General features: G+C 48.6%; 16 protein-coding genes and 1 riboswitch. Of the genes, 4 read left to right on the forward strand and 12 right to left on the reverse strand.

Annotated features, from left to right (window positions below; translation table 11 throughout):
• Positions 1-142: 142 nt before the first annotated feature.
• Positions 143-952 carry a co-chaperone DjlA gene (djlA, locus tag JK154_RS08640; RefSeq protein WP_211992114.1) on the forward strand — a complete coding sequence of 270 codons (810 nt, stop codon included), beginning with the start codon at positions 143-145 and terminating at the stop codon, positions 950-952.
• Between the two features lie 50 nt (positions 953-1002).
• On the opposite strand, the gene rluA is transcribed toward djlA, so the two are convergent.
• From rluA to polB, 3 genes are all read right to left on the reverse strand, one after another.
• Positions 1003-1662: a bifunctional tRNA pseudouridine(32) synthase/23S rRNA pseudouridine(746) synthase RluA gene (gene rluA / locus JK154_RS08645; protein ID WP_211992115.1), complete on the reverse strand. Its 660-nt coding sequence runs from the start codon at positions 1660-1662 to the stop codon at positions 1003-1005.
• 134 nt (positions 1663-1796) lie between these two features.
• Positions 1797-4703 carry an RNA polymerase-associated protein RapA gene (rapA, locus tag JK154_RS08650; RefSeq protein ID WP_211992116.1) on the reverse strand — a complete coding sequence of 969 codons (2907 nt, stop codon included), beginning with the start codon at positions 4701-4703 and terminating at the stop codon, positions 1797-1799.
• A 175-nt stretch (positions 4704-4878) separates the two neighbouring features.
• Positions 4879-7236 (reverse strand): DNA polymerase II, encoded by a 2358-nt coding sequence (polB, locus tag JK154_RS08655; protein ID WP_211992117.1) that lies wholly within the window; start codon positions 7234-7236, stop codon positions 4879-4881.
• Positions 7237-8048: 812 nt separating this feature from the next.
• Here polB and JK154_RS08660 point away from each other — a divergent pair.
• A complete protein-coding gene (locus JK154_RS08660; RefSeq protein ID WP_211992118.1) occupies positions 8049-8801 on the forward strand; it encodes a glycosyltransferase family 25 protein in 753 nt (250 codons plus the stop codon).
• 347 nt (positions 8802-9148) lie between these two features.
• Here JK154_RS08660 and JK154_RS08665 read toward each other — a convergent pair whose 3' ends face one another.
• The 5 genes from JK154_RS08665 to sgrR all read right to left on the reverse strand — a co-directional run bounded on the left by JK154_RS08665 (position 9149) and on the right by sgrR (position 15067).
• Positions 9149-9814, reverse strand: coding sequence for a hypothetical protein (locus JK154_RS08665; protein WP_211992119.1), 666 nt, complete (start codon positions 9812-9814; stop codon positions 9149-9151).
• 140 nt (positions 9815-9954) lie between these two features.
• Entirely contained in the window at positions 9955-10686 is a 732-nt protein-coding gene (thiQ, locus tag JK154_RS08670; RefSeq protein ID WP_211992120.1) for a thiamine ABC transporter ATP-binding protein ThiQ, read from the reverse strand.
• Positions 10670-12280 carry a thiamine/thiamine pyrophosphate ABC transporter permease ThiP gene (gene thiP / locus JK154_RS08675; RefSeq protein ID WP_211992121.1) on the reverse strand — a complete coding sequence of 537 codons (1611 nt, stop codon included), beginning with the start codon at positions 12278-12280 and terminating at the stop codon, positions 10670-10672. Before thiP ends, thiQ begins: the two co-directional genes overlap by 17 nt.
• Complete coding sequence (gene thiB, locus JK154_RS08680) at positions 12256-13239, reverse strand: thiamine ABC transporter substrate binding subunit (protein WP_211992122.1); 984 nt, start codon at positions 13237-13239, stop codon at positions 12256-12258. Before thiB ends, thiP begins: the two co-directional genes overlap by 25 nt.
• Positions 13240-13271: 32 nt before the next feature.
• A riboswitch (TPP riboswitch) is annotated at positions 13272-13373 on the reverse strand.
• Between the two features lie 35 nt (positions 13374-13408).
• Entirely contained in the window at positions 13409-15067 is a 1659-nt protein-coding gene (gene sgrR / locus JK154_RS08685; protein ID WP_211992123.1) for an HTH-type transcriptional regulator SgrR, read from the reverse strand.
• 86 nt (positions 15068-15153) lie between these two features.
• Between sgrR and sgrT the strand changes: the two genes are divergently transcribed.
• Both sgrT and JK154_RS08695 read left to right on the forward strand, forming a co-directional pair.
• On the forward strand, positions 15154-15333 hold the full coding sequence (gene sgrT / locus JK154_RS08690) for a glucose uptake inhibitor SgrT (RefSeq protein WP_211992124.1): 180 nt from the start codon (positions 15154-15156) through the stop codon (positions 15331-15333).
• A gap of 109 nt (positions 15334-15442) precedes the next feature.
• Positions 15443-16621 carry an MFS transporter gene (locus tag JK154_RS08695; protein WP_211992125.1) on the forward strand — a complete coding sequence of 393 codons (1179 nt, stop codon included), beginning with the start codon at positions 15443-15445 and terminating at the stop codon, positions 16619-16621.
• 50 nt (positions 16622-16671) lie between these two features.
• On the opposite strand, the gene leuD is transcribed toward JK154_RS08695, so the two are convergent.
• The 4 genes from leuD to leuA are packed head-to-tail and all read right to left on the reverse strand — an operon-like array spanning position 16672 to position 21361.
• On the reverse strand, positions 16672-17277 hold the full coding sequence (leuD, locus tag JK154_RS08700; protein WP_211992126.1) for a 3-isopropylmalate dehydratase small subunit: 606 nt from the start codon (positions 17275-17277) through the stop codon (positions 16672-16674).
• Positions 17278-17289: 12 nt separating this feature from the next.
• Positions 17290-18690: a 3-isopropylmalate dehydratase large subunit gene (gene leuC / locus JK154_RS08705; protein ID WP_211992127.1), complete on the reverse strand. Its 1401-nt coding sequence runs from the start codon at positions 18688-18690 to the stop codon at positions 17290-17292.
• 2 nt (positions 18691-18692) lie between these two features.
• Complete coding sequence (gene leuB / locus JK154_RS08710) at positions 18693-19784, reverse strand: 3-isopropylmalate dehydrogenase (protein WP_211992128.1); 1092 nt, start codon at positions 19782-19784, stop codon at positions 18693-18695.
• Complete coding sequence (gene leuA, locus JK154_RS08715) at positions 19784-21361, reverse strand: 2-isopropylmalate synthase (RefSeq protein WP_211992129.1); 1578 nt, start codon at positions 21359-21361, stop codon at positions 19784-19786. Before leuA ends, leuB begins: the two co-directional genes overlap by 1 nt.
• Positions 21362-21539 lie beyond the last annotated feature (178 nt).

A 21539-nucleotide genomic window follows, 5' to 3' on the forward strand; every position in this document is an offset into this window, starting at 1 on the left:
AAACGGTCAGAGACTAGCGCACTCATCATCACAGCGCTAGTGTTAATCCTGCATGTTGGGCAGTATGTCGTTAGGCAACTGCCATCAATGACAGGTATGATAAAGCAAATTCAGAATCACAGCATGACGATTTGGGGAGTATATGCGGTATTGGGGTAAAGTACTCGGTGTTATCCTGGGAATATTCTCAGGCGGTGGCTTTTGGGCCATTGTTTTAGGCCTTTTGATTGGTCATATGGTGGATAAAGCCAGAGACCGGCAGCGCTCAGGGTTTGTTAACCAACAGCAGCGTCAGGCACTTTTTTTTAACACGACATTTGAAGTGATGGGGCACCTCACAAAAGCTAAAGGACGGGTCACTGAAGCGGATATTCATCTGGCTTCGGCAATAATGGAAAGAATGCAGCTTCATGGTGAAGGGTGCATTGCGGCCCAGCGCGCTTTCCGTATCGGTAAAGAGCACGGCTATCCATTACGTGAAAAAATGCGTGAATTGCGTCAGGTCTGCTTTGGGCGATTTGATTTAATTCGGATGTTTCTGGAAATTCAAATTCAGGCCGCTTTCGCGGATGGTTCATTGCACCCTAATGAGCGAGAAGTGTTGTTTGTTATTGCCGAAGAGCTGGGGATATCTCGCGTACAATTTGAGCAATTTTTGCGCATGATGCAAGGGGGGCAGCAATTTGGTGGCGGGCAGTATCAACAGTCTCAGGGGGGCTTTAGTCAACAGCGTGGGCCGACACTGGATGATGCTTGTAATGTCCTGGGGGTTAAAAGTACGGATGAGCCGACCACGATTAAACGTGCCTATCGCAAGCTGATGAGTGAACATCATCCGGATAAACTGGTAGCGAAAGGTTTACCGCCAGAAATGATGAAGATGGCACAGCAGAAGGCGCAGGAGATTCAGGCAGCCTATGACTTGATAAAAACCACAAAGGGATTTAAGTAACAAAAAGAGGGAAAACAGGTATTTTCCCTCTCAATGTTAACGCCTGTGGGTTAAAAGTCTGCTGGAGCTTTAAAGGTCATACTGCTGCCATACTTAGGATGTGTGATAGTCAGGCTGGCGGCGTGTAATTGCAAACGCGGCGCCAGTGCCAGAGCTTCAGGCGTGGCATAGAAGCGATCCCCTAAAATGGGATGCCCCAGGGCTTGTAAATGAACGCGTAACTGATGTGAGCGTCCGGTTATTGGCTTCAACAGAATGCGAGCGGTATTATCAGTAAGGTATTCCAGTACCTGATATTCAGTCTGGGCGGGTTTACCTGTTTCATAACACACTTTCTGTTTCGGGCGATTAGGCCAGTCACAAATGAGTGGCAAATCGATTAACCCCTCTTCCTGTTGAGGATGCCCCCAAATACGTGCAACGTACTGTTTTTTAGGCTCACGTTCACGAAACTGCCGCTTTAATTCACGTTCAGCACCTTTGGTGAGTGCAACCACCAGCACACCACTGGTTGCCATATCCAGACGATGCACGGATTCTGCGGACGGGTAGTCCCGTTGAATGCGTGTCATGATGCTGTCTTTATGCTCTTCCAGACGGCCGGGAACGGATAACAACCCACTGGGTTTATTCACTACCATAATATATTCATCCTGGTAGAGGATATTTAACCAAGGGCCGGTTGGCGGACAGTATGGCTCCATTAACATTAACTTAAATCCTTCCTCTTACACCACAGCAGGCAATGCCTGTCTGTACTTCCCGAACGAGGTAACTGCTCGTTCGGGAAGGATAATATGCCGCCTTGCTGCAACAGGGAACTCGCGCAAAGACGACAAAATCACTACTGATGAGTGACCACAATCAGACGCAGGGCATCGAGACGCCAGCTGGCTTCACTAAGGGCTGCCATCACTTGCTGACGGTTAGTTTCAATAGCACTTAATTCATCGTCACGAATATTGGGGTTCACTGCACGCAGGGCTTCGAGCCTTGACAGTTCAGCGGTGAGCGTATCACTGGCCTCGCTCCGGGCAGCATCAATAATAACTTGAGCCGCTTCGGCTACTTTGCTTTCCGCTTGTTGCAAAATAGCATGCACGTCAGACTGCACGGCATTGACCAGTTTGCTACTGGTATGGCGGTTAACGGCGCTCAGTTGTCGGTTGAAGCTTTCAAACTCCACTTGAGCGGCGAGGTTAGTACCATTTTTGTCGACCAGCATACGTATCGGAGTTGCAGGCAAGAAGCGATTTAACTGTAGCTGTTTGGGGGCTTTGGCTTCGACGACATAGATCAGTTCAAGCAACAGTGTTCCTACAGGCAGGGCTTTGTTCTTCAGCAACGATAAAGCACAGCTGCCAGTATCACCGGAGAGAATCAAATCAAGACCATTACGGATAATCGGATGTTCCCAGGTGATAAACTGTGCATCTTCCCGTGACAGGGCAATATCACGTTCAAAAGTGATGGTACAGCCATCTTCTGGCAGTCCTGGGAAGTCCGGTACCAGCATATGATCCGATGGTGTCAGGACGACCATGTTGTCACCCCGATCATCCTGGTTAATACCCACGATATCGAACAAGTTCATGGCAAAATTAACCAGCTGGGTATCATTATCCTGTTCTGAAATAGCTTCCGCCAGGGCCTGGGCTTGTTCACCACCATTGGAGTGGATCTCCAACAGGCGGTCACGCCCCTGCTCAAGCTGTATTTTCAGTACATCATGCTGCTCGCGGCACTGAGTGATGAGAGAATCAAAGCCCTCGATATTTTCCGGGGCGGCAAGATACTCAATCAACTGAGGGTAAACCGTGTCGTAAATAGTACGGCCTGTGGGGCAAGTATGTTCAAAAGCATCCAGACCCGCGTGATACCACTCGACCAGTACCGACTGGGCTGTTTTCTCAAGGAAAGGGACATGAATCTGAATATCACGTTCCTGGCCAATGCGATCCAGACGGCCAATACGTTGTTCCAGCAAGTCAGGGTTGAATGGCAGGTCGAACATCACCAGTTGATTGGCAAACTGGAAGTTACGCCCCTCGGAACCTATTTCTGAACATAACAACACCTGGGCACCGGTATCTTCTTCAGCAAACCAGGCGGCAGCACGGTCGCGCTCGATGATCGACATACCCTCGTGAAATACGGCGGCCCGGATACCTTCACGTTCCCGAAGAACCTGTTCCAGCTGGAGTGCAGTGGTCGCTTTGGCACAAATCACCAGAACTTTTTGTGAACGGTGGCTGGTCAGGTAACCCATCAGCCACTCTACCCGGGGATCGAAATTCCACCAGGTTCCCGTGTCGCCTTCAAACTCCTGATAGATCTGCTCAGGGTAAAGCATATCCCGGGCACGCTCTTCCACCGATTTTCGGGCAGACATAATACCTGAAACTTTTATCGCCGTTTGGTATTGGGTGGGCAGCGGCAGGCGGATGGTGTTCAGTTCGCGTTTAGGGAACCCTTTAACACCACTACGTGTATTGCGGAACAGCACGCGACTGGTGCCATGGCGATCCATTAGCATGGAAATCAGCTCTTTACGTGCAGCTTCACTGCCATCCTGATCGCTGTTGGCTACCTGCAATAGTGGCTCAATATCCTGTTCGCCCAGTAACTCACTGATGACATTCAGTTGTTCATTACTCAGGCTATTACCTTCAAGCAATAATGCGACCGCATCAGCCACAGGGCGATAATGCTGTTGTTCTGCAACGAACTGTTCGAAGTCATGAAAACGATCGGGATCGAGTAAACGCAGACGGGCAAAGTGGCTTTCCATACCTAGCTGCTCAGGTGTTGCGGTCAGCAACAGTACGCCTGGTATATGTTCTGCCAATTGTTCAATGGCCATATATTCACGGCTGGGAGCCTCTTCACTCCATACTAAGTGGTGTGCCTCATCGACGACCATTAAGTCCCACTCTGCTTCACACATATGCTCAAGACGCTGTTTGTTACGACGCACAAAGTCTAATGAGCAGATGATCAACTGTTCAGTCTCGAAGGGATTGTCACTGTCATGCTGGGCCTGGACATAACGTTCGTCATCAAACAGGGCAAAACGGAGATTAAAACGACGCAGCATTTCAACCAGCCATTGGTGCTGGAGCGTCTCAGGAACGATAATCAGTACTCGCTCAACGCTACCTGCCAGCAATTGCTGGTGGATTATCATCCCGGCTTCAATGGTTTTACCCAGACCCACTTCATCTGCCAGCAGTACACGCGGAGCATGGCGACGGCCCACATCCCGGGCAATATTCAGCTGGTGTGGGATCAGGCTGGTACGCATGCCACGCAGGCCACTCCAAATCTGACGTGATTGTTCACTTTGGTATTTACGCGCGCGAAAACGCAGCGCGAAGCGATCCATGCGGTCCACTTGCCCGGCGAACAGGCGGTCTTGTGGCTTACTGAAGACCAGTTTGCTGTCGAGGAACACTTCACGCAGGGGAACCCGCTCTTCTGCGGTATCGAGGCGTGTACCAATATAGGTGAGTAATCCATTCTCTTCTTTAACTTCATTCACTTTGAGCTGCCAGCCTTCATGGCTGGTAACAACATCACCCGGATTAAACATCACGCGGGTGATCGGTGAGTCATTTCTGGCATACAGACGATTTTCACTCGTTGCCGGGAATAAGAGAGTGACCATACGCGCATCCAGCGCAACAACAGTTCCCAGTCCCAGTTCGCTTTCAGTATCGCTGATCCAACGCTGACCAAGTGTAAAAGGCATAAGTTTTCGGCTCTTTTTCAGTGACGTATAAATTCTGGCAAAAACATAACGACCGCCTGACATCAGGCGGGCATTCAAAATTGAAATTATGGATTCGAAGAAAGGGCGATATGGTAATGGATGACAGGGCTTTCGTCACCTACTGCCCACCATTCGTTATCGGTTACCGTTATTTTTAAAACAACCCTAATTGTCCTGACATTAGTGTAGCAAAATCATCGTCAATAAAGGGCAAAATTCCTTCCATTACGGGTTGTAATTGTCGCGTCAGGTAATGGTCATAGTCCAGCGGTGCGGTTTGATAATCTATCGGCTGAGGACCATGCACGGTGATGACGTACTGTATGGTGCCTTTGTTCTGATACTGTAACGGGCGACCGTGTCGCTGATTCTGTTCATCCGCCAGGCGGGCTGCCCGCACGTGGGGGGGGACATTTTTTAGATACTCATGTAAGGGGCGGCGTAGTCTTTTACGGTAGACTAATTGCGCGTCAAGTTCTCCGGCCATTAAACTGGCGATGGTTTCACGTACATAGTTCTGATAGGGCTCCTGGCGGAAAATCCGCAGGTAGAGTGTTTGTTGAAAGGTTTGTGCCAGTGGTGTCCAGTCAGTTCGGACTGTCTCCAGTCCTTTAAACACCATATGCTGCTGGCCTGCTCCCTGGACCAAGCCGGCATAGCGCTTTTTGCTGCCCTCATCCGTGCCGCGAATCGTTGGCATCAAAAAGCGGCAATAATGTGTTTCATACTCCAGTTCCAGTGCACAACTCAGCTGCTGAGTCTCTCGCAGATGCTGCTGCCACCACTGGTTCACCCGGGTGACTAACTGCTCACCAATTTCTTTGGCGGAGCTCTCATCATGGGTTTGTTTCAGCCAGACAAAAAGAGAGTCTGTATCCCCGTAAATCACATCATAGCCTTGGGACTCGATTAGTACCTTAGTCTGACGCATGATTTCATGCCCCCGCAAGGTAATCGATGAGGCCAGCCGTGGATCAAAGAAACGGCAAGCATCCGTCCCTAATACCCCATAAAAGGCATTCATAATTATTTTTAATGCCTGGGAGAGAGGGTTATTACCCTGGCGCTTCGCCTCATCTCGCCCTTCCCAGATCGCGGCGACAATCTCAGGTAAACAGTGCCTGGTACGCGAAAACCTGGCATCAAGGAAGCCAGCAACAGAATGTTGATCATCCGGGACGGCCATACCTTCCACCAGCCCTACTGGGTCAATGAGAAAGGTACGGATGATAGAGGGATAAAGGCTCTTATAGTCCAGAACCAGTACCGAATCATAGAGTCCGGGACGGGAGTCCATAACATATCCGCCAGGGCTTGCCTGGGCTGGGATCTCCCCCAGATTAGGGGCAACAAAGCCTGCACGATGCATACGGGGAAAATAGAGGTGATAAAAAGCAGCCACGGAACCGCCATGCTTATCGAGCGGCAGGCCATTGACACTGGAGCGTTCCAGTAAAAACGGCATCAGCTCGGTTTTATGGAATATGCGTGTGACGAGCTCACAGTCTTTAATATTGTAACGAGCCAGGGCAGGTTTATCTTCGGCAAACAACCGATCTATCTCATCCATCCTGTCCCAGGGGGTATCAATCTCTTTTCCTTCACCAAGTAACTCCCGGGCAACAGTTTCCAAAGAAAAAGAGGAAAATTTCCAAAATGCGGATTTCAGGGCCTCAATACCGTCGATGATGACCCGCCCGGCGAGTTGAGCAAAAAAAACGCCTTTCTTAAAACCGTGTTCCCGCCATTCGATTTCACTCTGCTCACGACCTAGTTTTAGTGGTACTCGATAACGTTCAGCCATCTCTTGCAGAACACGGAAGTCGAACTGGATAACGTTCCAGCCAATCACGATGTCCGGGTCATGTTTGGCAAACCACTGATTGAGTTTCTGTAACAGCAGGGGGCGGCTGGCCACATATTCCAGATTAACGTCGAGCAGGTGAACAGGCGTATTGTCGTTTTCATTTCCTAACATATAGACCTGACGCTGGCCACAACCTTCTAAACCAATACAGTACAATTCACCATGGCGGTTGGTTTCAATATCCAGGGATACCCATTTCAAGGGGGGGCGATAGCCTGTGGCGGGTTTGAATCTGGCCTCTTTATACTCCGTGCCGTGCTGAATACCAGTGAACCACACGGGGGCGGTAATAAAGCGCTCCATAAGGTAGCGTTCAGGTGGGCGGATGTCGGCCTCATAAACGGGAATACTGTGTTCCTTCAGCTTCTTTTCCAGCCGCATCAGCTGACGATGCTGACGACAATAGAACCCCATGACGGGCTGCTGCTGAAAGTTACGCAATGCCAGAGGGCTGAGGCGGAAACCACGCTCGTCCGCCAGAAGGCGCATGGTTTGAGCATGATAAGATTCGGGAATAAAAGCCACCGACTCCTGCGGGGGAAGCGTGACTTTAACGGGGCCTTCGTTGGTCGCCAGCCAGAAAAACACTTCGGTACCTTGTGGGGTGTCCCGCCAGTGCCGCGTGAGCAAAAAACCCTGACGCATATTGGACACATTTAACTCTCATTCAGAATAACTGGCGTGATTATAACCTAAATCTTGCTGTTGAGAATTCAGTATTGAACCCAGGACAGGGGAACGGTAGAGCGGTGGTTTATGATTTCGACATGGTTATTTTTACCTACTGTTCAGCGACAGGACTGGCCTTAGTTTGACTATCCTCCAGCACGGTTTCTTTGTGATTATTTTGGGAGCTCGATACTTAAAGTAATGAGATGTGTTTTTAAGTGTCGAGTAAAATATAATGAATATATAAAAACTATGAAATTTGAGACATTTCAGTCTGTTTCATTAAAGTGGCTTGAAGCATAGTAACGATACTATGTGTCAATCTTAATTTCAAAGTTAGAAATGAAAGGGATAGAATGCCGTAGCAGCATGAGTATCATGAGAGGGAATGAAATAAATATGTGGCGCTGACGTATAGATGATTATCTTTGTTGAAAATCGACGGCAATGCCGGAAGTAAAAAAGACAGCTGCATTTATCTGGTTTTTCAGCAGGATATACTATAGTGAAAATCCAGATAAAAATACTAAGGCCTGATCTCCATCAGGTTATTTCTCACAGGTGTTTTCACGTGTTTTTTTACGGTGGTAGCGATAACAGTACCTTGTGATATTATCATTCATTATATCTAGGTTGGTCCGTGATGAAACGCATATCATGATGAAATTTATTTTTATAAAAATAATAACTATTTTTTTTATGATGGTATAATTGAGCGTGTTTAATAGTGTTGAAAAATCTGCCTGCTTGGTGAGTCAGTATAAATAATAAGTAATGAAGAGGGTGGCATGAAAGTATTTGTTATTAATTTAGCGCGGGATGTAAATAAAAGATTGTGGATTGAAAAGGAATGTGCCAGGCAAGACTTGGATTTTGAAATTTATAGTGCTGTCGATGGTGGGGGATTGTCTGAAGCGTTTTTGAATGAAAATGTCTTTGATTATGGAAAAAATTTTATGACTAATGGTGAGATAGGGTGCGCCTTAAGTCATATAAATCTGTACAAAAAAATAATTGATGATGATTTAAAGTATGCGTTGATTATAGAGGATGATGCCGTTCTGGATGATGGGCTAAAAGAACTTTTACTTTCCTTCGAAAAAGAAAATAAAAATGAAGGTATTTTTTTATTAACAGGTGGCTTTGAATATATTGAAAATAAAAAAATTGATATAGGAAGTTTTGAGTTTTTTCCTGTAAATACCGCGTCAATGACTACGGGTTATATCATAACTATTGGTGCGGCTAAAAAAATGCTGGATTTCCTTTTACCTGTTAGATTTGAAGCTGATATGTTTAAAATATTTCGTATCTGTGCGGGTGTTAACATTTATGGGAAAGTACCACATTTCATTAGCACAAATGATAAGGATAAAGTTTCTTCATCAATTGAAATGGAAAGATCCTTAGTGAGTGAAAAACGTATGGATTACAGACATGTTTTATTCAAAAAAGAAGAAAGAAAAAAGAGAATATCCAGGTTTTTTTGGCGGGTATTTCTTCGTAAATTAGAAAAGGTAAAAAAGTATGAAGCATATTAGAAAGACTTTTTAACCGTGTTTTTTATGTATTAAGCAATGCTGTGATTCAAATTATGGATTTTTCTATTTGTTGATAGGTTCAGCCCAGGGATGAAAACAGGCAATGTATGAACGAAAAGAAACGAAAAATACCGGTTCCGGCACCACTGGTGAGAAATGCCTGAGTCATTTTATGGTGTGATCAGGTGACTGCCAGAACCATCACCCTTACCAGGGTTGTCGTGACCCAAAATGGGGCAATTTTTTGGTCACGACCTAAACGCTTTTCGCTGATGCCAGCCGTGTCTCCAGACGTTTATTCCATTACTTTTTTCCTTCACTGTATACCGTACGGCTTATCAGAGCGGTTATTTAAGATGGCCGGTTAATGGCAGTTTATGGTGGGCTGGGATCACTCTGGGCAAAGCATAGTGAGCAGGGATCGGAATGACCCTGGGTAGATCATAGTGAGCAGGGATCGGAATGGCCCTGGGTAGATCATAGTGAGCAGGGATCGGAATGGCTCTGGGAATATCATAATGAGCAGGAATAGGTCTGGTTCTGGGAATATCATAGATAACAGGATCAGCAGGTCGAGCTCGGCTGGCGTTACCCTGAGTTGCTATTCCCGGCTGTGTGTCTGGTTTTATACTCTTTTTTTCAGGCATATTATCTGAAAAAGAGACACTCTTTTTTATGGCAGCCTGTCGGTGGGCTGGCGTTATTGGTTTACGCAGAATGCTGCGATAGGTTCCCTGAACATCCTGCTCAGATGCGGTAGTTTTGGCTGAGAGTATGATGTTATTTTGGCAGTGATAATCCGTCAGATTAATATTTTTAAATCGTTGCCATAAGTTAGTGCGCTCACTGGCTGTGATGCTGCATCTTGATTTGTCGCGTTTTACAGGCTGAATGTTTTGTATATGGGTACCTGAAACTTGATAACCGTTGATCCATTGCTTGGGTTTGGGGGGTAAAGGAGGCCGACGGGCGGGCAGAGTGGCATTATTTGAATATGCGAGGATACTGAGCATGGTTACTTCCTGTTCGATATATTAATACTTATTATTTTCAGTGAGTTAATCCTTTTAACGTGCTAAGTGTAGTTAGACAGTTCTTAATCTGACGTATAGAAAACGATACCTTACTTACCTGTTGTGGCACGTAAATGAGGCTACAACCCACGGATGAGTTTGAAAGTGCCCTGGTTATGAGTAATACCCAGCAAGCAGGATGCTTCGACTTCACCGCGTAACAGGGCTTCAGTGGCGCCATCCCAGATAATCCGACCATCCGCTACCACGAGACTGCGTTCAGCGATACGGGCAGCATCTTCAATACTGTGGGAGACCATCAACAATGTCAGTTGTTGTTCCTGACATAACTGATCCAGCAGTAATAGCATCTCTTGACGTAAGGCAGGATCGAGGGCAGAGAAGGGCTCATCAAGTAATAAAATTGGCTGCTGGCGGACTAAACAACGCGCCAGGGCAACACGTTGACGCTGCCCTCCCGAGAGCTGTGCTGGCAGGCGGTCCAGCAGATCCTGAATGGCCATCTTCCCGGCAATCATCACAAGCCTGGCTTGTTGCTCCTGGTCAAGCTTCATCCCTGGATGCATGCCCAGAGCAATGTTCTGTTTTACCGTCAGATGGCTGAACAAGTTATTTTCCTGGAACAGCATCGAAACCGGTCGTGCAGAAGGCGGAGTCAATGTGTGATCAGCTCCATTCAGGGTGATACTGCCCTGAACCGGGGGCAGAAAACCCGCCACCAGATTCAGCAGGGTACTTTTTCCTGCGCCACTGGGGCCGAGAATCGCAATACGTTCTCCTTTCCCGACAGTGGCAGAAAAGCGCATCGGCAGGTGCTGATACAACCAGGTGACATCAGTGAGCGTTATCATAGCGACCAGGAATTTTTTCAATCAAAGTAAAGAGTACAAAGCACAGTAACAGTAAAACTAGCGCGGTAGATGCACCGTCCTGGCTACGATAGGAACCGATTTGCTGATAGAGCAAAAAAGGCAGAGTACGAAAGTCTTCATTGCCAAACAGGGCCACGGCGCCAAAGTCACCAACCGACAATACACAAGCAAAGGCCATGGCTTGGGCTATCGGTACTTTTAACGCTCGCAGTTCTATCAATCTCAGACGATTAAAACCCTGAATATTCAGCGACTGGCAGAGTCTCCCGTAACGGTCGGCTATATCCCGCATTGGGTTATCCAGTACTTTAATCGCATAAGGAATGGCCATTAGCGCATTGGTGAAAATGACTACAGCATCTGCAGACTGCGGCAGACCGATGGTATTGTTTAACAGTAAAAAGAAGCCCGTGGCGAGTACGATCCCCGGCATTGCGAGGATTAACATGCCGCTGATCTCCAGTGCTTGCCCGGCAAAGAAATGGTGGCGTAAACGTAATTCCCGAGAACTCCAGAGTAACATCAGAGTCAGGGTAAGGCTCAACCCGCCTGCAGCAAGGGCTATGCGTAGTGAAGTGGATAAAGCTTGCCAGAGTACCGGTTGATAAAGTAGTGAACTCAACGAGCTGTTGATACCATCAATGATAACGGCCAGTAGCGGCGGTAGCAGGAGTAATAGTGCCAGAATAATCAATATGCTGTCAGTAAGCTTCGCCACGAAGCTATCCTGTGGGTCACGCCAGCCGTAACCCTGGCTGGCCCCCACGGAAATAGCCTTACTGAATCGTTGGCTGAGTAATACTAAGCCCAGGCAACAGACCATTTGTACCAGTGCCAGCAAAGCGGCCTGCCCAGGCTGGTAGTCGTAACTCAGAGCCTGGTAAATAGCCAGTTCGATAGTGGTGGCTTGTGGCCCGCCTCCCAGCGACAGAACTGTGGCAAAACTGGCGAAGCAGAGCATAAAAATTAATGCGCCAACCGGTAATATCTGGCGGCGTAGCCAGGGCCATTCAATAAAGCGAAAGAAGTTCCAGCCAGTGATGCCTAACTGAGCTGCCAGCTGACGCTGCTCTGCGGGAATATTTTCCAGTACCTGGAGCAGTAAGCGAGTTGCCATGGGTAAATTGAAGAAGACATGAGCCAGCAAAATACCCTGTAAACCATAAGGGGAAAAAACCCATTCAATGCCCAGTATTCCCCAGAGGGTGGCCAGCCACCCCTCGCGTCCATAGACGGTCAAAATACCAAATACGGCTACCAGAACTGGCAATACCAGCGTCATGGCGCACAGGCGTAACAAGGTGACGCGCCCGGGAAAACGCCGGCGGTAGAGTGAGCGTGCCAGGAAAATTGCCGGGACGACCGACAGCAGTGCAGAGAGGAAGGCCTGCCAGAAGGAAAAACGCAGCACGTGCCACAGGTAGCTGTTTTGTACTAGCGCCAGTACATCGGTGTGGGGGGCACTAAACCACAAGGCCAAAAAAGCGGCCAGGGCTACGGCCACCACTAACGTGGCGGCTAGCACACCAGGATAGATCCAGCCAGGGATCAATGACTGACGGCGCGTTGCCATTGACTAATCCAGTCAGCACGTTGGGTGGCAACTTGTTGTGGGCTAAATTCCAGCGTCGTTTCAGGTTTTATTAGCTGCTCAAAGCCTGCAGGCAGGGGGATATCCGTCACTGGGTACATCCAGTTACCTGTAGGAATAGCGCTCTGGAAGCCTGGAGAGGTAATGAAATTAAGGAACTGCTGGGCCAGTTCAGGCTGTTTGCTGCTCGCCAGTTGTCCGGCGACTTCCACTTGCAGGTAATGACCATCACTGAAGTTTGCGGCTGCGTAGTTATCTTTTTTCTCGTCAATAATATGGTAAGCGGGGGAGGTGGTATAGCTCATCACCAGATCAGCCTCACCTTTCAGGAACAAGCCATAGGCTTCACTCCAGCCTTTAGTGACGGTGACGGTTTTTTTTGCGAGCTTTTGCCAGGCTTCAGGGGCGTTATTCCCATACACTTTTTGCATCCACAATAATAGGCCCAGCCCTGGAGTACTGGTGCGGGGATCTTGATAGATGACTTTCCACTTTTCGTCCCCTTCTACTAGCTCTTTTAAACTCTTAGGGGGGTGTTTAAGTTTGTTTTTATCATAAACAAATGCGAAATAGCCGTAGTCATAAGGCACAAAGGTGCTGTTATCCCAGCCACCCGGTATTTTCAAATCATGGGTGTCCACATGGGAAGGCGCAAAAAGATGGGTTTGTGACGCGGCATCAATCAGGTTGTTATCAAGGCCGAGGATCACATCCGCTTTACTCTTTTTCCCTTCCATACGCAGCCGGTTAAGCAGGGATACGGCATCTTCCAGTGCCACGAAGTTGAGGTCACAGTCACACTGGGCTTCAAAGGCTTTTTTTATTGCTGGCCCGGGGCCCCAGTCGGCAGCAAAGGAGTCATAGGTATAAACAGTCAGTGTTGGTTTAGCGAAAGCAGGGATGGCAATCAGGGCCAGAAGCGGGAGTAACTTTTTGAACACATTGCACCTCAATTAAAATGAGGCAAAGGAATCGACTGAACAGTCTCAAATCCCTTCGCCGGCGTTATCCGGATCAGGTTCGACGGGTATTTTCTCAGCGCGAACAACTTGTCCTGGCACCCCGTTGAGCTGGAATTATTCTACTGATTTCTGTTGTATTACGGAAGTATTAAGGCGCGGGTGGTGCAAACCATGCGGACTTAAAGTCAAACCAGCCCAGTGTGTTCATTCTTACGCCACGCATGCTGCGTTGGCCTTCAATACGCAACCAGTGATGAATCAGTGGGAAAATATCACAACGCTCAACTTGTTGCTGATACCACTCAGCTAATGGCAGGGTATTATTGCGCCAGTGTTGAGCGTCTTGTGCCCAGTCTACTGACAGGCATTTTTGTAGCAGCGGGACTTCATAGAGCTGGGCAAACAAGGAGTAATTCAGAGGATGGGTGTAGTTGACACTGTTGAGCCAGAGATCACTCTCTTTATCCCCCTGATACCAGTCCTCGTAACTGAGTGTCTGTTCGACCAGGGTAACCCCATGCTCGGCCAGTAAGGCCCCTATCAACCGGCTCATCACCCGGTGTTCCGAATGGGAGTGATACCAGGTGAGGGTCAGACTTTTTAGCCCTTCAGGTTTCGGTACCACAGGCCGGAGGGGGGTATGATGCCAGCGGGGCAGCATGCCATAAGCAGGAAACCAGTAATGCTGGCAGGATTCGGGTGCCTGGTAGAGGAGGCTGACAGGTGAAAGAACGTGACTGACCCACTGACGCACTGCCGGGTCGGCCCCCTGAGCGGAACGCTTATCAAACAGCAAATAGTAACAGCCTTCTTCCAGGCGACTTTCAACGGCTTTTTCGCTATCTGGCATCCCTTGTAAATGCAGTGAGCCCGTCATCTCTTCACCAACCTCTGGCAGTACCCAGAAATTAACTTCATCAATGAGAGCCCGGAAACCAAAATAATCTTCAAAGGCATGGATTTTTAACTGATTCTGATTGTTGAGCACCACTGCATACGGGCCGCTGCCAATCGGTTGCCGGGAAAAATTTTCTATTGTCGACCATTCCTGGGGCAGGATCATGGCGTTAACACTGCCCAGCAGCCAAGGGAGCCATTGATCCTCTGTACTCAGGTGAATATCCAGTGTCCAGGGCGTGGGAGAGTCAATCCCCGTGATATGACTAAACAGAGGAAGGGGGGTAATACGTTGTAATGAGCTGATAATATCTGACATTTCCAGCTCACGACCATGGTGAAAATGGATCCCGGGACGGATATAAAATCGCCAGTGTAAGTCTGAAAGTTGTTGCCAGTGGTGAGCGATATCCGCAGTGAGTTCCTCATTTTCCTCATTTATGCTCGTCAGACCGCTAAAAATTTGCCGCACAATGTGGGTTTCGGAGCGACGCATTGCTGTTCCGGGCAACAGATTCAGCAGTGGGCGGTAGTAAAGCACGCGTAAAATATGGCGTCCCTGGCGAAAACTACGCCCCAGGTGTGAGACGAGCATTTGCCGTACCTGATCCTTGTCTCCGACAATTTGTACGAGCTGTTCAATGCTGTCCTGTTCCAGTAAATCTTCCGCTCGTTGCTGCTGGAGCGCCAGACCGGTACAGATAAACGTCAGCCGTGAACGTTTGCCACGTCCTACTTCTGTCTGCCAGTGCAACCAGCCTTCCGTCTGCATAGCATGCAACAGTGTTCGCATATGACGTCGGGAACAACTGAGTTTGTGTGCCAGCGCCTCCAGGGTGGTCTCCTGTGTGATCCCTTCGCAGGCTTGCCACAAACGAATGAAATGCTGCTGTAGACGGGAGGATGGCATAAAAGAGGAACTCCTGAGGAAAATTCATCAATTTTAATTTCCTCATATTACGTCAATAATCACTCTCGATGAAGTAAGGAGTGACTATGAAACGGTTTTCCTGTGCAGCGTTTTATCGAGAGTATTTTGCAGCAACCCAATCGGTGTGTTCTGAAGGACTTGCTCGTCTGACAGTGGAGCAAAAGCTTGAGATGCTCGAAAACATAATGCAGTGGGAAACGAATTGCCAATCCGAAGAGAGCCACGACTTACCGACTCAAGTGTGACTGAGTATTGATGCATTGCATCTGCCAGCAGTAGCTTACTGCTGGCTTTTTTCGTTGGTAATTTACACAATGTCGATCTTATTTTTCTCTTCGGTTGCAAAGGACCCTTATGTTCTGGCTTTCAACTTTCATTCGTCGCTTGAATCCGGTGTATGTCTCATTCATGGTCGTGGCCTTTATGATGGGCATCGCCGGGGCTTTACAGGCCCCCACATTGAGCCTCTTTCTGACACGAGAGGTTGAGGCTCAACCTTTGTGGGTCGGATTGTTTTATACAGTTAATGCCATTGTCGGAATTCTGGTGAGTCTATTACTGGCAAAGCGTTCTGATACGCGCGGCGACCGACGGAAACTGATTATGTTTTGCTGCACAATGGCGGTGGCAAACTGTGTTTTGTTCGCATTTAACCGTCACTATTTGACGCTGATCACCCTCGGGGTGATGTTCGCTGCACTGGCGAATACTGCCATGCCACAGCTGTTTGCCCTGGCGCGAGAATATGCTGACCACTCCGCACGGGAAGTGGTGATGTTCAGTTCAGTGATGCGGGCCCAGCTTTCACTGGCCTGGGTTATCGGCCCACCACTCTCTTTTATGCTGGCGCTGAATTATGGTTTTACCACCATGTTTCTTTGTGCTGCTGGTATATTTATTATTTCATTATTACTGATTACCTTTGCACTTCCTTCCGTGGTGCGACATGTCGTACCCGTTGATGTAGCCATCACGGAAGTCAGCGGTTTTAAGAATCGTCATGTACGTATGCTGTTCATTGCCTCAATGCTTATGTGGACTTGTAATACCATGTATATCATTGATATGCCGCTGTGGGTTAGCCAGGATCTCGGGCTTTCAGATGAATGGGCTGGCTGGTTAATGGGAACGGCTGCGGCGCTGGAAATTCCCATCATGATTGCTGCGGGGCATTATGTGAAGCGCTTTGGCAAACGAGCCATGATGCGAATGGCCACGGCTGCTGGGGTGTTGTTTTATCTGGGGCTGATACTGTTCCATAGTCCGGTGGCGTTACTGATACTCCAGCTTTTCAACGCGATATTCATCGGTATTGTCGCTGGTCTTGGCATGCTGTGGTTCCAGGACCTGATGCCGGGGAAAGCCGGTTCAGCCACCACCTTATTCACCAATAGCATTTCGACCGGTATTATTCTGGCTGGCCTTCTGCAGGGCGCACTGGCACAAAATTTTGGCCATGCATCGGTTTACTGGGGGATCGCGGCGCTGTCCATTGTCGCGTTGTATCTGATTGGGCGGGTAAAAGATATTTAAGTTTCCTGGGGCAGGGGTGCCAGAACGTTCAGGCACCCCGTTGCATAAAATTACTGCATAAAAGCCGGTAATTTTTGCTCATAACTGGAGATGGCAGTTTCGTGTTGTAAGGTCAGGCCAATACTGTCCAAACCATTGAGCATGCAGTGGCGGCGGAACGGATCGATGGTGAAACTGAATACGTGCTCACCTGCCTGAACGGTGCCAGCTTCCAGATCCACCACAAAGCTCATGCCCTGATTTTCGTCAACCAGCTTAAACAGGGTATCAACGTCGGTATCACTCAGTGTCACTGGCAGTAATTGGTTATTAAAAGCATTACCATAAAAGATATCGGCAAAGCTTGGTGCAATCACTACTTTAAAACCATAATCGGTTAATGCCCATGGGGCATGTTCACGGGATGATCCGCACCCGAAGTTTTCCCGGGCCAGTAAAATCGAAGCCCCTTGGTATTGTGGATAGTTCAGCACAAAGTCGGGATTAGGTTGCAGGCCTGCATCATCCTGAAAACGCCAGTCATTAAACAAGTGCGCACCAAAACCTGTTCGGGTCACTTTCTGCAGGAATTGCTTTGGAATAATGGCGTCAGTATCGACGTTGGCGGCATCCAGCGGAACGACCAGGCCGGTATGCGTGATAAATTTTTCTGCCATGGTAGTTGCCCCTTATTTCAGTGTACGGATATCAGCAAAATGACCAGAAACCGCAGCGGCTGCAGCCATTGCCGGGCTAACCAGATGCGTGCGTCCACCACGACCCTGGCGGCCTTCAAAATTACGATTACTGGTCGATGCGCAGCGCTCACCCGGGTTCAGGCGGTCATTGTTCATCGCCAGGCACATAGAGCAGCCAGGTAAACGCCATTCAAAACCTGCTTCAATGAAAATTTTGTCCAGACCTTCTGCTTCAGCCTGGGCCTTAACCGGGCCTGACCCTGGTACGACCATAGCCAGTACGCCTGGGGCGACTTTACGTCCTTTGGCAATTTCGGCAGCGGCCCGCAAGTCTTCAATACGGGAGTTCGTGCAGGAACCAATGAATACCTTATCAATGGCTACATCAGTCAAAGGGACGCCCGGTGTCAGCCCCATATAAGCCAGGGCTTTTTCCGCGGAAGCGCGTTCAACAGGATCACTAAAATGATGGGGGGAGGGGATCAGGTCAGTGACAGAAATGACCTGACCAGGATTGGTTCCCCAGGTGACTTGTGGCGCTATTTCTGACGCATCCAGGGTGACGATGCTATCGAACTGTGCATCATCATCGGTCCGGAAGGTTTTCCAGTAGCTGACGGCATCATCCCAGTCGCTGCCTTCAGGAGCATACTGGCGACCTTTAACATAATTAAATGTGGTCTCGTCCGGCGCCACTAATCCCGCTTTTGCCCCCATTTCAATCGCCATGTTGCACAGCGTCATACGGCCTTCCATGCTTAAGGCACGAATCGCTTCGCCAGAGAATTCCACCACGTACCCGGTTCCACCCGCGCTACCGGTTTTACCAATAATGGCCAGAACAATGTCTTTGGCGGTGATACCTGGGTTTGTGGTGCCATTGACTTCAATTTTCATGGTTTTGGCGCGCCCTTGCTTCAGCGTCTGAGTCGCCAGCACGTGTTCCACTTCTGACGTACCAATCCCGAATGCGAGTGCTCCAAAAGCGCCATGAGTTGCGGTGTGTGAGTCACCACAAACAATGGTCATACCCGGTAAGGTAATCCCCTGTTCTGGGCCCATAACATGGACGATACCCTGGAATGGATGGTTCAAGTCATACAGCTCAACACCAAACTCTTTGCAGTTCTTAATCAGCTCCTGCATTTGGATACGAGCCATCTCACCCGATGCATTGATATCTTTGGTTTGGGTCGAAACGTTGTGATCCATCGTCGCGAAGGTTTTGGCTGGCTGACGCACAGGGCGCCCATGAGTACGCAGGCCATCGAATGCTTGTGGCGAGGTTACTTCATGCACCAAGTGTCGGTCGATATACAACAGGGGGGTCTCTTCTGGCGCTTCAAAGACCACATGGGCATCATACAGTTTTTGATATAAGGTCTTAGCCATAATTACACTCCTTCAGCCACATGACGGGCAATGATATCGCCCATTTCGCTTGTACCTACAGCATGACCCTCACGGGCTAAGTCACCCGTGCGATGCCCTTCTTCCAGCGTACGATTAATCGCTGCTTCAATCGCCAGCGCCGCTTCTTGCGCGCCCAGACTGTAGCGTAATAACAGCGCCAGGGAGAGAATCTGAGCTATCGGGTTGGCAATGTTTTTACCTGCAATATCGGGGGCTGAACCGCCAGCAGGCTCATACAAGCCAAAACCCTGCTCATTCAGGCTGGCAGAAGGCAGCATCCCCATGGAGCCTGTTATCATGGCGCACTCATCGGACAGAATATCTCCGAACAGGTTAGAGCAGAGTAAAACGTCGAATTGGGAAGGATCTTTGATCAGCTGCATTGTGGCATTGTCAATATACATATGAGACAGCGTTACATCCGGGTACTCTTTGGCGATTTCATTGACTATTTCTCGCCACAACAGGGAAGTTTGCAATACGTTGGCTTTATCAATTGAGGTCACGTGGTGGCGACGCTTGCGGGCAGACTCAAAGGCGATACGGGCGATACGTTCAATTTCAAAACGGTGATACACTTCGGTATCAAACGCTTTTTCATACATACCCTGCCCTTCACGTCCTTTGGGCTGACCAAAATAGATGCCGCCAGTCAGTTCACGCACACATAAAATATCAAAGCCATGAGCAGCAATATCCGCACGCAGTGGGCAAAATGCTTCCAGTCCTTGATACAGGCGAGCCGGGCGTAAATTACTGAACAGTTTAAAATGTTTACGCAGTGGCAGCAGTGCACCACGCTCAGGCTGTTCAGCCGGGGGCAGGTGTTCCCATTTCGGGCCGCCCACAGAACCGAATAATACCGCGTCGGCCTCTTCACAGCCTTTGATGGTTTCTGAAGGCAGTGGAGTGCCATGAAGATCGATTGCCGCCCCGCCCACATCATAAGTGCTGGTGGTAATGCGAATATCAAAACGCTGACGGATCGCATCCAGAACTTTCAGCGCTTGAGCCATGACTTCTGGGCCAATGCCATCACCCGGTAAAACGGCAATATGATAATTTTTTGACATTACACTGTTTCCTGATTTTTTTTTGTATTCGGTTGTTGAGCTTTACGTTGTAATTCTTCTTCTACTTTTTTGGCTCGCCAGATGTTGTTAAGCACATTCACCATTGCCTGGGCGGAAGACTCAACAATGTCTGTAGCCAGACCAATGCCATGGAAGTTTCGGCCATTATAAGTGGCGACAATATCTACCTGACCGAGTGCGTTTTCTCCGTGGCCTTTGGCCGTTAAGCTATATTTTGCCAGTTCAATGTTATAGCCTGTCACACGATTAATGGCTTGATAGATAGCATCAACAGGGCCGTTACCATTCGCAGCCTCACTCGCTAAATCTTCACCGCAAGCCAGTCTGACTGAAGCGGTGGCGATATCATTGGAACCTGACTGCACACTGAAGTAGTCCAGACGGAAATGTTCAGGCTCTTCTTGTTGTTTGTTAATAAAGGCCAGTGCTTCTAAATCGTAATCAAAAACTTGGCCTTTTTTATCAGCCAGTTTCAGAAATGCGGCGTACAGATTATCCAGGTTATATTCGTTCTCTTTATAGCCCATCTCATCCATACGGTGTTTGACTGCCGCACGGCCCGAACGAGAAGTCAGGTTCAGCTGTACTTGATTGAGCCCGATTGACTCAGGGGTCATGATTTCGTAGTTTTCACGGTTTTTCAGCACGCCATCCTGGTGGATCCCAGAAGAGTGGGCAAAGGCTCCGCTACCGACAACGGCTTTGTTAGCAGGAATCGGCATATTACAAATCTGGCTCACCATCTGGCTGGTGCGCCAGATTTCCTGATGATTAATATTTGTATGCAAGTTCATGATGTCCTTGCGTATTTTAATCGCCATGATCACTTCTTCCAGTGAACAGTTGCCTGCACGTTCACCAATACCGTTGAGTGTGCCTTCCACTTGGCGGGCTCCCGCGTGAACCGCGGCAATGGTGTTACCCACGGCAAGGCCTAAGTCATCGTGGGTATGAACTGAAATAATGGCCTTATCAATATTCGGCACCCGCTCATATAACCCGGTGATGATATTGGCAAATTCAAACGGCATGGTGTAGCCAACGGTGTCAGGTATATTAATGGTTGTTGCACCGGCATTGATGGCGGCTTCAACCATACGTGACAAATCGCTGATCGGGGTACGGCCTGCATCTTCACAAGAGAACTCAATGTCATCCGTGTAATTACGCGCACGTTTTATCATGTACACCGCACGCTCGATGACTTCATCCAGGTTACTGCGTAATTTGGTTGCAATATGCATGGGCGATGTAGCAATAAAGGTATGAATACGGAAGGCTTCAGCCACTTTCAAAGACTCGGCTGCGACATCAATATCTTTTTCAACACAGCGAGCCAGGGCACAGACACGGCTGTTTTTAATGTTTTTGGCAATGGTCTGTACAGATTCAAAATCCCCAGGAGATGAGACCGGGAAGCCGACTTCCATCACATCAACGCCCATACGTTCAAGCGCCATAGCGATTTGCAATTTTTCTTTCACGCTCAGGCTTGCCTGTAAGGCTTGCTCTCCGTCACGTAAGGTCGTATCAAAAATAATGACTTGCTCGCTCATGGTGTAATCCTTGTCCTGTCTGGTTGCCTTAACCGCAGGCATAAAAAAACCCGCGTCTGGCGCGGGTTTTTTGTCTGTTGGCTTGAATCAATGCTGATTGCTGCCCACCAGTCTACCGCGCAAATAAGATGCGTTTAGTAGTAGACCAAGTAGGCGGACAGTGCGAATCATGATTCAG

This window comes from Citrobacter sp. JGM124 (assembly GCF_018257795.1).
Lineage (GTDB): Bacteria > Pseudomonadota > Gammaproteobacteria > Enterobacterales > Enterobacteriaceae > JGM124.

Excerpts from the sequence above, each read along its gene's own strand:
- rluA (WP_211992115.1), bottom strand. The coding sequence starts at position 1,662 with ATGTTAATGGAGCCATACTGTCCGCCAACCGGCCCTTGGTTAAATATC.
- JK154_RS08695 (WP_211992125.1), top strand. The coding sequence starts at position 15,443 with ATGTTCTGGCTTTCAACTTTCATTCGTCGCTTGAATCCGGTGTATGTC.
- rapA (WP_211992116.1), bottom strand. The coding sequence starts at position 4,703 with ATGCCTTTTACACTTGGTCAGCGTTGGATCAGCGATACTGAAAGCGAA.
- thiQ (WP_211992120.1), bottom strand. The coding sequence starts at position 10,686 with ATGATAACGCTCACTGATGTCACCTGGTTGTATCAGCACCTGCCGATG.
- leuA (WP_211992129.1), bottom strand. The coding sequence starts at position 21,361 with ATGAGCGAGCAAGTCATTATTTTTGATACGACCTTACGTGACGGAGAG.
- leuB (WP_211992128.1), bottom strand. The coding sequence starts at position 19,784 with ATGTCAAAAAATTATCATATTGCCGTTTTACCGGGTGATGGCATTGGC.
- leuC (WP_211992127.1), bottom strand. The coding sequence starts at position 18,690 with ATGGCTAAGACCTTATATCAAAAACTGTATGATGCCCATGTGGTCTTT.
- sgrR (WP_211992123.1), bottom strand. The coding sequence starts at position 15,067 with ATGCCATCCTCCCGTCTACAGCAGCATTTCATTCGTTTGTGGCAAGCC.
- polB (WP_211992117.1), bottom strand. The coding sequence starts at position 7,236 with ATGCGTCAGGGTTTTTTGCTCACGCGGCACTGGCGGGACACCCCACAA.
- JK154_RS08660 (WP_211992118.1), top strand. The coding sequence starts at position 8,049 with ATGAAAGTATTTGTTATTAATTTAGCGCGGGATGTAAATAAAAGATTG.
- JK154_RS08665 (WP_211992119.1), bottom strand. The coding sequence starts at position 9,814 with ATGCTCAGTATCCTCGCATATTCAAATAATGCCACTCTGCCCGCCCGT.
- leuD (WP_211992126.1), bottom strand. The coding sequence starts at position 17,277 with ATGGCAGAAAAATTTATCACGCATACCGGCCTGGTCGTTCCGCTGGAT.
- djlA (WP_211992114.1), top strand. The coding sequence starts at position 143 with ATGCGGTATTGGGGTAAAGTACTCGGTGTTATCCTGGGAATATTCTCA.
- sgrT (WP_211992124.1), top strand. The coding sequence starts at position 15,154 with ATGAAACGGTTTTCCTGTGCAGCGTTTTATCGAGAGTATTTTGCAGCA.
- thiP (WP_211992121.1), bottom strand. The coding sequence starts at position 12,280 with ATGGCAACGCGCCGTCAGTCATTGATCCCTGGCTGGATCTATCCTGGT.